The sequence below is a fragment of the Pseudomonas sp. FP2254 genome (assembly GCF_030687695.1).
GTDB lineage: Bacteria > Pseudomonadota > Gammaproteobacteria > Pseudomonadales > Pseudomonadaceae > Aquipseudomonas > Aquipseudomonas quebecensis.
The window spans coordinates 2119524-2132653 of record NZ_CP117444.1; the positions used below are offsets into that span (position 1 = coordinate 2119524).

The window sequence follows — 13130 nt, forward strand, 5'->3', positions numbered from 1 at the left end:
AGCCATGACCAGCCAGTTCCCCCAAGCCCGCCCACGCCGCCTGCGCCGCTCCCCGGAGCTGCGTGGTCTGTTCCAGGAAACCGAATTCACCCTCAACGACCTGGTGCTGCCGATTTTCGTCGAGGAAGAAATCGACGACTTCGTGCCGATCACCAGCATGCCGGGTGTGCAGCGCATCCCTGAGAAGAAACTGGCCGGCGAGATCGAGCGATTTGCCCGTGCCGGGATCAAGTCGGTGATGACCTTCGGCGTGTCCCACCACCTGGACGCCAGCGGCAGCGACACCTGGAAAGAGCGCGGCCTGGTCTCGCGCATGTCCTCGATCATCAAGGACGCTGTGCCGGAAATGGTGGTGATGTCCGACACCTGCTTCTGCGAATACACCGACCACGGCCACTGCGGCGTGATGCACGGTGCCCACGTCGACAACGACGCGACCCTGGTCAACCTCGGCAAACAAGCCGTGGCCGCCGCCCGTGCCGGTGCCGACGTGATTGCACCCTCGGCCGCCATGGACGGTCAGGTCCAGGCCATCCGCCGCGCCCTCGACGACTCCGGCTTCACCCACATCCCGATCATGGCGTACTCCACCAAATTCGCCTCGGCCCTCTACGGCCCATTCCGCGAAGCCGGTGGCAGCGCACTCAAGGGCGATCGCAAAAGCTACCAGATGAACCCCATGAACCGCCGCGAAGCGGTGCGCGAATCGCTGCTCGACGAACAGGAAGGCGCCGACGCGCTGATGGTCAAACCGGCGGGTGCCTACCTCGACATCATCCGCGACATCCGTGAAGCCTCGCGCCTGCCGGTGGCGGCGTATCAGGTGAGCGGTGAATACGCGATGATCAAGTTTGGGGCTCAGGCGGGGGCGATTGATGAGGATCGGGTCGTGCGCGAAACGTTAGGGTCGATCAAACGTGCGGGGGCGGATTTGATTTTTACGTACTTTGCGATGGATTTGGCGTTGGCGGGGATCTAAGAACAGCGCAAAAACCTGTGGTGAGTGAACGCTCGCCACAGGAGTGGGTTGTGAGAGGGAGTGGTGGTGTTACCACGTTGACTGGTCTTCAAGGCTGGCTTTTTGGAGGTCGTCCTTCCAGACCTCGTTGGCGAGCCTATAAATGTCGGCGAAGAAACCTCGTGGGTTGACGATTTCTGTTTCATTCCAGGCCATAGTTATATATTCGTCGTAATCGCTTTCGAATGGTTTCGAGAAGTCAAATTCGGAGTTGTCTAATGCATCGCGAAGTGCAGATATCAGTACAAAGCGATGTCTGTATGATAGATACATAAGCTCTTTCAAAATATAAGAGATTATAATTTTTTCTCTATCTTTTTCATTGTTTGGATCGTATTTCCATAATTCCTTTCCAACTGTGCCCTCAAGGTCGTATATCGATAAGGCTCCGATTATGTGAGAGATGTTCGGAGTGTAAGGCGTGTTCATGAATGGGCATTTCAACATCGTGAGCTCACTTAGGGAATGCGGTAAATGGTTTAGTTGTATTGTTTCTATCAAATCTGATCTCTGCTCTATTCATATTTTCAATGTACCTTGGGTTGTTTACGTCCCTGCTGTTGGGTTTGTAGCCCCGTCCTGCACCGGGTAGCTCTACCACAACCACAGGGTTACCTCTTCCATCGAAACCTGTAGGAGATGGCGCATTCCCCTGCACTCTACCCATCGTCTTATTTATGGCGTGAAGCTGCATTTTCCAAGACTTAAATTGTGAGCTGGAGGCTACAGGCCCTATTTCCCCGGTGGTTGGGTTTGTTCCATCTATAGAACGTTGCTTTAAGGCCCTGTCAGTTATATCAGGCCCATGCTTTTCAACCGAATGCATGTTGTATTCCTGCTCCCAACCCAGCACTCTTCGTTTTGCATTTTTTTCTGTCAGTTCATCTATTCTCGTCTTTCGCTCAGTGCGCGCCAGTTGAGGTAGAGCGGGCGCGCCTTCGTTAACGGTAGGATTCGCAAGGATAGGAGGAGCGTTAGGCTTACATTCTTCACCTGGGCAGGTGCTTAAGCCTAACGGATCCACCCATCCCGTCGGATTAGGCACATACCGATACCCATTGATCCCACCCGCCAACTTCACCGGGTCCGGCGTCAGGTAGCGGCCGATATCCGGATTGTAGTAGCGATGGCGGTTGTAGTGCAGACCGCTTTCTTTGTCGAAGTATTGGCCCTGGAAGCGCAGGGGGTTGTCGAGGTTGCCTACGTCGAGGCGGGCGATTTCGCCGTAGGCGCGGTAGTGGGCGGACCAGACGATATCGCCCTCGGGGGTGGTGAGTTCCTGGGGTGTGCCGAGGTGGTCGAGTTGGTAGTGGTAGGGTTTTGTCTCTTTGGGGCCGAAGCCTTCTAAAAGTGCCAACGGCCGAAAGCTGTCGGGTTCGTAGAGGTAACTGCGGTGGCGGTCGGCCTGGTGTTCGGCGATCAGCTTGTCGCCTTGCCAGAAAAACTCTGTCGTTATGCCATCGACGGTCTTACTGATGCGTCGCCCAAACGGGTCGTATCGGTAGCTGGCGGTTTGGCCGTTAGGCTGGGCGATTTCGATCAGCCGGTGCTGGCAGTCGTAGCGGTATTCCGTGACGAGTTGCCGGCCCTTGCCACGCCGTTCCTGGATCAGGTTGCCGAAGGCGTCGTAGGTGTAGTGGCGGTCGCCCTGGATCATCAGGCGGTTGCCGGCGACGATGTCGGGGCCGGGGCGGTTTTGCATCAGCAGGTTGCCGGCCGGGTTGTGGGCGAAACGTTCCTGTACGTCGTGGGAATGGTCGGCGCGGGTCAGGCGTTGGAGCGGGTCGTAGCGGTAGTGGTGTTCGCCTTTGCGGGTGTCGAGCAGGCGGGTGAGGTTGCCGGCTTGGTCGTAGTCGTATTGGCGCTGGTAGAGCGGATGGGTCTGATGGGTGACGGCGTGGGCGTGCAGGCGCTGCTGGTCGTCGTAGTGGTAGTGGCTGAGCAGTTGGCCTTGTTGGCGCTGATGCTCCCGACCGGATTTGAACAGGTGTGAGGTCAGCGGTTTGCCGTTGAGTTCGACGGTGGCGAGATGCCCGCCCTTGTCGTGGTTGAACACCACGCGGTTGTTGTCCGGCAGGCGCAAATGTTTGAGCTGGCCGCAGGCGTCGTAGCCGTAGCGCAGGGTGCCCCAGCCCTGGTGTTCGGCGGTGAGGCGGTTTTGGCGGTCGTATTCGTAGGCCAACGCCCAGTGGCCGTCGTCGACGCTGAGGAGATTGCCCTGGCGGTCGTAGGCATATTCAACGACGCTGCCATCGGGCAGGGTTTTTCGTACGAGGCGACCGGCGTGGTCGCGCGCATAACGGGTAATGCGCTGACTGCCGTCGTCGCCGTGTTCGGTCTTTTCCTGCAGGTGGCCGTTGAGGTCGTAGGTGTACGCGGTGCGTTGGCCGTCGAACCCGGTTTCCTGCCGGATCAGGCCGTTGGGGTGGTAGTCGAGTTGGTAGGTTTCGCCGACTTCGTTTTCGATTTCGGTCAGCAACAACCGCACGTTGTCGTAGCGGTAGTTGACCTGAGTGCCATCGGCGTTGAGGCGGCGGCTGATCAGGTGCAGGCCGTCGGCGTAGTCGTAGCGGGTGACGTGGCCGAGTTCGTCGCGTTCGGCGGTGATTTTTCCGTAGGGGTTGTAGCTGTATTCCCTACAGGCACCCCCTGGCAGTGTCAGACGAATCAGCCGGCCCACACCGTCCAACTGATACTGGGTCAGCGCGCCGAATTCATCCTCGCGCGCCACCTCGAGGCCCAGGTCGTCATAGCGATAGCGCTTGATCCCGCCATTGGGTAGTTGCTCCTCAATGAGCTGACCGCGTTCATTCCACACCAGCCGATGGCAGCTGTGATCCGGGTACCAAACCCCGGTCAGTTGTCCGTATTTGTTGTAGCTGTAATCCGTGACATGCCCATCGGGATCGATCTTACGAACGACATCGCCCTGGTCATTGCGCTCGTACTTCCAAACCGCCCCACCCCGGCGCACCACGCGTACGAAACCGTTGTCATGCTCGTAGGTTGTTGGCTCATCATCCCCAGGAAACAACGCCACCAAGCGTCCGGCTTCGTCGTACTGATACGCCGTTACCGCCCCCAGCGGGTCCTGCTCGACTGTCAGCCGGCCTTTTTCGTCGTAGGATTTGAAGTGCTGCGCGCCATCGGGATCGATACGTTGCACCAGGCGTGCGCGGTCATCGTGGACATACACTTCCTGGCTGCCATCGGCGTTGTGCACCGTGACCTGGCCGTCATCGCCCCACACATACCGCGTGTCCATCTGCGAGAAGCTTGCCCAGTGCCGCACGCAGCGGGCGGCCTTGCCGGCCCGTTCCCACGCCCAGAAGAAACTCGCCCCACCAGCCAGGCCGCGCTCCACAATGACGTGCTGATCGTCGTAGCGGTACACCTCGCTTTCACCGACGGCATTGGTCGCCGAGACCAGTCGGCCCAGGTCGTCATAGGCGTAGGAAACAACGGTCTGCTCGGTCACCCACTCGAAGGGTTCATGCCCCTTGGCGCGCTGGACCTGATAGTCCACCGCGACGATGCGGCCAAATGCATAGCGCAGGAACAGCGAACGCCCGACACCGTTATCCACTCGCTCGATACGCCCGGAAAAATCCCGAGCAATACGCAGGCGGTTGTCATACGCATCGCTGATCGAGACCAATGCGCCATCGCGAAAGTGGTAGAACCGCGAGGCCTGCGCCAGCACCAGCTCATCCGGCGAAGCCCCCAGATAGATCGCCGCTTCGGCCAAGCTATTGGTGATTGCAGGTCGAACAACTGTGGGCAAGGGCAGGGTGATCGACCGGTTCTCATGATCCGTCCACACCACTGAGTCGCCGTCGACCACCAGCCGCTGCGCCAGCGAATGACTCCACCCAAACCCCAACCCAACATCCACTTCCACCGCACTGGTGCGATACAGCCGTGTCCATTCAAACGGCAAAATCCCATCCAACGTGCCATCGGTCAGGGTCAGCAGTTCCTCCCCGGTAACCATCGACACCGGGCAGCCGTTGGTGACGGTCTTATCCGAAGAAACTGCCGCATCCCCGTTCGGGTTTTTCCCCGAAACAGGCACATCGTCCACGGGCTCCTGCCGCACCAACACCGTCCTCTGCGTCTTGTCGCGCGCCGCTATCACCGGGTTGGAAACCCATTGCTCCCCAACCTTCAGCGGCCCCACCGGTGGCGTGTTGATCGCTGTGGCCTGACTGCCGAGCAACACCGGCCTGGCCACCTCGGCGTGCCCCTCGACGCGCACCTTGCCAAACTCCTTGGCCAAGTGTTCCAACCACTCGCGCGCGCGCCGCGACTTGATCCCGCCCAGCACCTGCGCGCCCAGGCGAACCACCACGCCCATGCCCGCTGTGGTCCAGATCAGCAACAGGTTGATCAGCACCTCGCCGGTGATTTCACCGAGCAGCTCGTTCATATACGGCGGTGGCAGCAGGCGCATCCAACTGACCATCGCCGCCAGGTAAATGAACAACAACGGCTCATCGCTGAGCATCAGCAAGCCCGTCGCAATAGCGTCGGCACCGAGCGCCAGCAACTGGTCAAACTCGGCCTGGGACAGATACCGCAGCCATTGCTCGGCATGGGCCACCGGGTCCGACAGCCACTGGAACAGTTGCTTGAGGCTGTCCCACAGCGAGTACAGCGCTTCGCCGAATCCGCGCGCGTAGGCGGCGTGGAGCGAGAGGTAGCGCTTAAGGAAGTTCGCCTCGGAGTAGCCCTGCCACAGCGGTTCGAAGGTGGCGGACCATTCGCTGCGCAGCCACGCCTCCAGCGGCGTGATGACCGCCTGATAAGAGGCGTACAGCGCCTTGAAATGCGCGGCGGATACATTCGGGTAGAAGTGGATGCGGTAGCGCTGGTTGCGTTCGCATTCCTTGACTTCAAGAATGCCGCTGGACCCGATGGTTTTATGAATCGGCTCGCCCAGCAGCGTGCCGTCTGCATCGACGCGCTGGAGGATCACCGGTGTATTGCCGATGGGTACGAACCGTGAACTCTGGAACCGATGCACCAAGGTCAAGGTGCCGTCGGCCCGGCATGCTGCAACGGTGCTGCTGGGGAACAGCGAGCGGTTGATCGGCGCGACCCGCTCCGCTTCGTCCCCGGCCTTGAACACCTGCTCGATATTCAGCGCCGAAAAGCTGAGGACATTCTCGGCCCAGGCGTCGTAACTATTGAGGCATCCGCGAAAATCCCTGAGTACCGACTCGACGTCGCGGGTCTTTGCATCCAGGGCGGCGAGTACCAGAAAGCCAATGGCTTCGCTGGTCGCGCCTATCATGAGGCGGCCCTATCAATCAGGGCCATAACGAAAAAAACCATCTGCAATCCTTCGCACTGTGTGATCAGGCGAGGGACTTTGCAGAGGTTTATGGGGCAGGGGAGTAGAGCTTATCCGGCGCTTGCGTGGGATGTTTCGGCAGCTGTCACATCCGGTCGTAACGGACGAGCCTACCGAACCCACGAACCCTGGTTAGACTTACCTGTCGAAACGTGCAACTCACGGCCCGCCGTCACTCAAGGAATCTTCATGTATTCAAGCCGCCTGATCCTCTGCCTTTTGCCCTTGCTGGTACTGGCGGGTTGCTCCACCGCCCGAGGTCCGCAGCAACCGGAACGCAGCGAAGCCGAGGTCAAGGCGCAGATCGTGCGGTTGCTGCCGGCCAAGGTTACGGACCGCAATGGCTGGGCCCAGGATATCTACACGGCCTTTGATACCCAGAAAATTTACCCGAGCACCGAAAATATCTGCGCGGTGCTGGCGGTGACCGAGCAGGAGTCCACCTTCCAGGTCGACCCGCCGGTGCCCAATATGGGCAAAATCGCCCAGGATGAAATCTTGCGCCGTGCCGGCAAGGTGCATGTGCCGGCCTTTGTGGTGCGCAGCGCATTGCAACTGAATTCGCCCACCGGCAAGAGCTACGCCGAGCGCCTGAGCGCCGCGCGCACGGAGAAAGACCTGAGCGGTATTTTCGATGACTTCATCAGCATGGTGCCGTTGGGCAAGACGCTGTTCGGCGGTTTCAACCCGGTTCACACGGCCGGACCGATGCAGGTGAGCATCGACTTTGCGCAGAAACAGGCGCGGAATTATCCCTACACCGTGGACGGTTCGATCCGACGTGAAGTGTTCACCCGTCGCGGCGGCATGTACTTTGGCATTGCCCATTTGCTGGGCTACCCGGTGAACTATGATCAGCCGCTGTACCGCTTCGCCGACTTTAACGCCGGGTGGTACGCCAGCCGCAATGCGGCGTTCCAGGCGGCGGTCAGTCGGGCTTCGGGGCTCGAACTGGCACTGGATGGGGATTTGATACGCTACGGCTCATTGCTGCCCGGCACCACTGAGCTGGCGGTGCGTTCGTTGGGCGCGAAGCTGGACATGCGCAACCCCAGCATCCGCAGCCAACTGGAGCAAGGTGAACAGTTGGATTTCGAGGAAACCACCCTGTACCAACGTGTGTTTGCGCTTGCCGACAAGGCCGCCGGCAAACCCATGCCGCGCGCGATTCTGCCGGGGATTGTGCTCAAAAGCCCGAAGATCACTCGCAACCTGACCACGGCGTGGTTTGCCAAGCGCGTGGATGAGCGTTATCAGCGCTGCATGAAGCGCTGAGGGCTGGTCATTTCAATCCCGTCAGGTGTTTTTGCGCTTCACCACAACCCGGCGCCACAGCCACACCCACAGCCACACCACCGGGAATGCCAGGATCAAGAACGGCAGCACATAGCTGGCGCGCTCCAGGGCGTCTGCGGTGCCGTCCACCAGGTTAGTGCCCAGGTTGCTGAACATTCGACTCAAGCGTGACGACTGGTTCGCGCCGTCGTAAGAGCGGAAGTTGAGAGTGACGCGGTTGGTGTCCAGGCGGCGCTGCTGGCCGGCGGCAACCTGGGCGAGTGCCTGCAGTTCATTTTCAATGCTCGCCTGTTCCTTGCTCAAGGCGATCAGGTCGCTGACGCTGATGTCCTTGCGCTTGGCCAGTTCATCGAGGCGCTGTTGCTGGGCTTGCAGGCGATCCCGGCGGCGACCTACATCAGCCACCGCGTCGGCCAGATCTTCGGCCGTGGTGACGCGCTGTCCGAGCGTTCCACCTTCGGCGGCCAGCCTGACCATCGGTTCCACACCTGTCGGCGCGATCCGCAGGATGATTGCCCCGCCATTGCCGTCTTCGGTAATGCCGAGGATATTGCAGGCGCCGAACCGTGCCGATTCACAAGCCTCACGGGTGGCCTGCATGCGCGGCGCGAGCAGGGCGCCGGGCAAGGCCAGGGTCAATTCATGTTCGTAGGCCAGTTGTGCCCCGGCTTGGCCCTGTTCGCCATTGATGGCGGCGGCGCGGGAATGCTCTTTGGGCGAGCAGCCGACCAGTACCAGGCCAGCCAGCAGAATCAATAACGGGACGCGAAGCGGGCGAGGGTTGCCGTCCAGATGGCGCATTGCGGTTCCTTGGGGCGGAGACGTTGGCGGCGATTAAAGCGGGTCCGGCGTATTAACGCAAAGCCTCGTGCAATAGGGCTGACGGTGATGGCTTGGAATGCGGAGTTCGCAGTGCCTCACCCTGACCAGCCATGACGATCTAATGTGGGAGGGGCAGCCCCTCCCACACGTGAGCTGCGCTGCGCTTTTATCAGCTGCGTTCGAGCGCCAGGGCTACGCCTTGGCCACCACCGATGCACAGGGTCGCCAGGCCTTTCCTGGCATCGCGCTTGATCATTTCGTGCAGCAGGGTCACCAGCACACGGCAACCCGAGGCGCCAATCGGGTGGCCGATGGCGATGGCGCCGCCGTTGACGTTGACCTTGTCCGCATCCCACTCCAGCTCCTTGCCCACCGCCAGGGATTGCGCGGCGAAGGCTTCGTTGGCTTCGATCAGATCCAGGTCGCTGAGCTGCCAACCGGCCTTGTCCAGGCAACGGCGGGTGGCCGAGACCGGACCGATGCCCATGATCGCCGGGTCCACGCCCGCATTGGCGTAGCTGGCGATTCGGGCCAATACCGGCAACCCCAGGGCCTTGGCTTTGTCGGCACTCATCAACAGCACCGCAGCGGCGCCGTCGTTGAGACTGGAGGCGTTGCCCGCCGTAACGCTGCCGTCTTTCTTGAAGGCCGGCTTGAGCTTGGCCAGGGACTCGGCCGTGGTGCCGGCGCGCGGTTGCTCATCCACGGCGAAGGTAATCGGGTCGCCCTTGCGCTGAGGGATCAGGATCGGAGTGATCTCATCGACAAACCGCCCGGCCTCGATGGCGGCAGTGGCCTTTTGCTGCGAGGCGGCGGCAAAGGCGTCCTGGGCTTCGCGGCTGATACCGTATTTGTCCACCAGATTCTCGGCGGTAATGCCCATGTGATAATCGTTGAACGCGTCCCACAGGCCGTCGGTGATCATGCTGTCGATCATCTTGGCGTGGCCCATGCGCAAGCCCGTGCGCGCGGCAGGCAGTACGTAGGGGGCCAGGCTCATGTTCTCCATGCCGCCGGCGATGATGACCTCGGCGTCGCCGCAGCGGATGGCCTGGGCACCGAGATGCAGCGCCTTGAGGCCCGAGCCGCAGACCTTGTTCAAGGTCAGGCTCGGCACCGCGTGGGGCAGGCCGGCGAGTATCGAGGCCTGGCGTGCCGGGTTCTGGCCCGAACCTGCGGTGAGCACTTGGCCGAGGATCACTTCATCGACCTCGGCCGGGTCCAGGCCGGTCTGCTCCAACAGGCGACGGATCACGGCAGCGCCCAGTTCCGGAGCCGGGATGCTGGCCAGCGAACCTTGAAAGCTGCCCACGGCGGTGCGGGTGGCAGCAACAATCACGACGTCTTGCATGGAATCTGTCCTCACTGGAAGTGCATTTCTGGAACGTGGTCCGGGACGATCAGTTTACCGGCGGTCTTGCTCACAATCTCTTCAACGCTGACGCCAGGTGCGCGTTCCTTGAGGACAAAAGCGCCATTTTCGATTTCCAGGTACGCCAGGTCCGTTAGCACGCGCTTGATGCAGTGGGCACCGGTCAGCGGCAGGCTGCAACGATCGAGCAACTTGGATTCACCGTCCTTGGACGCGTGGGTCATGATCACAATGATGTTTTCCGCGCCGGCCACCAGGTCCATGGCGCCGCCCATGCCCTTGACCAGTTTGCCGGGGATCATCCACGACGCGATGTTTCCCTGCACGTCCACTTCAAACGCGCCGAGCACGGTGAGGTCGACATGGCCGCCGCGAATCATCGCGAAGGATTCGGCGGAAGAGAAAATCGACGCACCGATGCGCGCGGTGACGGTCTGTTTGCCGGCGTTGATCATGTCGGCGTCGATGGTGTCTTCGGTCGGAAACGGACCCATGCCGAGCAGGCCGTTTTCCGATTGCAGCATGACTTCCATGCCATCTGGGATGTAGTTGGCCACCAGGGTCGGAATGCCGATACCGAGGTTGACGTAAAAGCCGTCCTGCATCTCGCGGGCGACGCGCTGGGCCATTTGTTCGCGGGTAAGAGCCATTTTGTGTGTCCTTATTGTTCGGGCTGGAGGCGGATTATTTGCGCACGGTGCGCTGTTCGATGCGCTTCTCGAAGGTGCCGCAGATGATCCGATCGACGTAGATGCCAGGAGTATGGATCTGCGCCGGGTCCAGCTCGCCCGGTTCGACGATTTCCTCGACTTCGACCACGGTGATCTTGCCGGCGGTAGCGGCCAGCGGGTTGAAGTTCTGAGCGGTGTGGCGGTAGATCACGTTACCGAAGTGGTCGGCTTTCCAGCCTTTGACGATGGCGAAGTCGCCGGTGATGGATTCTTCCATCAGGTAAGGGCGACCGTTGAACTCGCGGGTTTCCTTGCCTTCGGCCACTGGGGTGCCGACGCCGGTGGCGGTAAAGAACGCCGGGATACCGGCACCGCCTGCACGCATTTTTTCGGCGAGAGTGCCTTGGGGCGTCAGCACCACTTCGATTTCGCCGCTGAGCAACTGCTTCTCGAACAGCGCGTTTTCACCGACGTAGGACGCGATCACTTTGCGAATCTGTTTTTCTTCCAGCAGCACGCCCAGGCCAAAACCGTCGACGCCGCAGTTGTTGGAGACCACGGTCAGCTCACGGGTGCCTTTGCGCTTGATTTCGGCAATGAGATTTTCCGGGATGCCGCACAAGCCGAAGCCGCCGGCGAGTACCGTCATGCCATCTTCCAGGCCTGCCAGCGCCTCTTCATAGGACGCCACGCGTTTATCGAAACCTGCCATATGCACCTCTTTTATTGTTTGTGGGCCAGCCAATGGCCCGAGTGTTGCGCTGATGAATTGATTTGTTAAGTTGTTTTTTAAGGTTGATTGATTTAGAAAACAGCATAGTCGAAGCGTCGCTCGGAGAACCGTCATGACCGTGAAACAGCTGCGTGCCTTCCTCGCCGTGGCACAGAGCCTGAGTTTCGCTGCCGCCTGCGAGCGTCTGCACCTCTCCCAGTCGGCGCTGAGCCTGACCATCAAAGGCCTGGAAGAGGGTTTGGGCGGGCGATTGTTCAGCCGCAATACACGCAACGTGGCGTTGACCCCGGAGGGTGAATCGCTGCTGCCCCTGGCGCGCCGACTGATGGCCGATTGGGATAACGCCGAGGATGAGTTGCGCCAACGCTTCACGTTGCAGCGCGGGCGCGTCACAGTGGCGGCGATGCCGTCGTTTGCTGGCAACCTGTTGCCACCGATCCTGAAGATATTCCGCGCGCGTTACCCACAGGTGAACGTGACGGTGCACGACTTGATCAACGAGCAGGTATTGGAGATGGTGCGCGATCGCCAGGTTGAGCTGGGCGTGGCGTTCGAGCCGTCTGAAGGATCGTCGCTGGCTTTTACTCCGTTGTATCTGGATCGTTTCATTGCGGTCGTGCCGGGGGATTCGCCGCTGGCGCAGTGCGACGAGATCGGTTGGGAAACCTTGTTGGAACACCCCTTCATCACCTTGCAACGGCCTTCCACGGTCCGGGTGATGCTGGAGGAGCATTTGGGTGCGCTACGGATGAAACTGCCGGTCGCACTGGAAAGCCATCAATTGGCGACTGTGGGCAAAATGGTAGCCAGCGGCTTGGGCGTCAGTGCCGTGCCGGCGTTGTGCGCCAGGCAGATGGAGGAGGCTGGCGCGCATTGCATTACCTTGCGTGATCCGGTGATCGAACGACCGATTGGTGTGCTGACCAAGCCAGGGCATGAATTGTCGGCGGCGGCACAAGTGATGTTCGATATTTTTCGCGATGAGGCGGGCAAGGGCCGATTTCCAACGTTTTGACCCGCGGCGCAAACAAGTGTGGGAGATGGCTTGCCTGTTATAACGCCTTAACTTCAACACTGTCGTTGAACGTTAATGGCTATCGCAGGCAAACCAGCTCCCACATTGAACGAGGTGTTTCTAGTAGTAGCGATCAATAACTTTTACTTGAGAGCTGTCTTTGAAAGACTCCCAGGCATTGTTAAGTGTGTCGAATACTTGTTCGATAAAGTTGCGATCGGCAGCGGCCTTCTTGCCGACATAACCCTGGCCGCGGCGATACATCTTCAAGCGCGCCGCCAGTTCACGGTTGTTACGGTCGAACTCGGCTTCTTCGGTGTGGGGCGCCAGGCAGTCGATCTTGACTTCGCCCGATTTGCCAATCCACAGGATATGGTCGTCGAGTGTGTCTTTCTGCGCTGCGAACATCTCAGCCAATTCATCGATAGTTGGTTGGTTGTTCAGATTCATGTGTAAGCCCCTTGACCAGTTGGCGATCTATCAGTTGGTTCCGTTAAAACTGCTTAGTTGTCTCCGGCTTCAATAACCGGGCGTCAGTAACTGTCTGCCGAATACGGGCAGGGTCTTGAACCTGATGCATGTAGTCTTGCTGATGAACTGCTACGCAATGCTTTCATAACGAAGACAAGGAGCATTCGAGCTTCTTGTACCGTGCTCTTTCGAGGTCGGTCAGCTTCATCAATCTGCCTTGTGGGCAGTGCACATCCGGAAAAAACAGCTCGGCGGTCAGACGAGCTCTTTCAAAACGCTTGTTACCAACGCTCCCGATCCGGGAGACGCCTTGATCATGCAAGGACAAAAAGGTTACGTCAACGGTTATGTAGTGATTATTTTTGCTCACTACATA

At 59.8% G+C, this 13130-nt stretch carries 10 protein-coding genes; 3 read left to right on the forward strand and 7 right to left on the reverse strand.

The window, feature by feature from the left end; all coding sequences use genetic code 11:
- Positions 1-4: 4 nt before the first annotated feature.
- Positions 5-979, forward strand: coding sequence for a porphobilinogen synthase (gene hemB, locus PSH94_RS09870; RefSeq protein WP_305437295.1), 975 nt, complete (start codon positions 5-7; stop codon positions 977-979).
- 69 nt (positions 980-1048) lie between these two features.
- Here the strand turns inward: hemB and PSH94_RS09875 are convergent, their stop codons facing one another.
- A complete protein-coding gene (locus tag PSH94_RS09875) occupies positions 1049-1465 on the reverse strand; it encodes a hypothetical protein (protein ID WP_305437297.1) in 417 nt (138 codons plus the stop codon).
- 7 nt (positions 1466-1472) lie between these two features.
- Positions 1473-6314, reverse strand: coding sequence for an RHS repeat-associated core domain-containing protein (locus PSH94_RS09880; RefSeq protein WP_305437299.1), 4842 nt, complete (start codon positions 6312-6314; stop codon positions 1473-1475).
- A gap of 249 nt (positions 6315-6563) precedes the next feature.
- Between PSH94_RS09880 and PSH94_RS09885 the strand changes: the two genes are divergently transcribed.
- A complete protein-coding gene (locus tag PSH94_RS09885) occupies positions 6564-7649 on the forward strand; it encodes a DUF1615 domain-containing protein (RefSeq protein WP_266248792.1) in 1086 nt (361 codons plus the stop codon).
- Positions 7650-7670: 21 nt separating this feature from the next.
- On the opposite strand, the gene PSH94_RS09890 is transcribed toward PSH94_RS09885, so the two are convergent.
- The 4 genes from PSH94_RS09890 to PSH94_RS09905 form a co-directional block, all read right to left on the reverse strand.
- Positions 7671-8471, reverse strand: coding sequence for a DUF4349 domain-containing protein (locus PSH94_RS09890; protein ID WP_181080736.1), 801 nt, complete (start codon positions 8469-8471; stop codon positions 7671-7673).
- 190 nt (positions 8472-8661) lie between these two features.
- Positions 8662-9843: an acetyl-CoA C-acetyltransferase gene (locus tag PSH94_RS09895; RefSeq protein WP_253506453.1), complete on the reverse strand. Its 1182-nt coding sequence runs from the start codon at positions 9841-9843 to the stop codon at positions 8662-8664.
- Between the two features lie 11 nt (positions 9844-9854).
- Complete coding sequence (locus PSH94_RS09900) at positions 9855-10514, reverse strand: CoA transferase subunit B (RefSeq protein ID WP_034097206.1); 660 nt, start codon at positions 10512-10514, stop codon at positions 9855-9857.
- Positions 10515-10548: 34 nt separating this feature from the next.
- The gene (locus PSH94_RS09905) at positions 10549-11247 is read right to left on the reverse strand and encodes a CoA transferase subunit A (protein WP_034097208.1); all 699 of its coding nucleotides are present in this window, start codon (positions 11245-11247) and stop codon (positions 10549-10551) included.
- 133 nt (positions 11248-11380) lie between these two features.
- Between PSH94_RS09905 and PSH94_RS09910 the strand changes: the two genes are divergently transcribed.
- Positions 11381-12283: a LysR family transcriptional regulator gene (locus tag PSH94_RS09910; protein ID WP_181080738.1), complete on the forward strand. Its 903-nt coding sequence runs from the start codon at positions 11381-11383 to the stop codon at positions 12281-12283.
- A gap of 120 nt (positions 12284-12403) precedes the next feature.
- Here PSH94_RS09910 and PSH94_RS09915 read toward each other — a convergent pair whose 3' ends face one another.
- A complete protein-coding gene (locus PSH94_RS09915; RefSeq protein ID WP_034097212.1) occupies positions 12404-12733 on the reverse strand; it encodes a hypothetical protein in 330 nt (109 codons plus the stop codon).
- Positions 12734-13130: the final 397 nt, after the last annotated feature.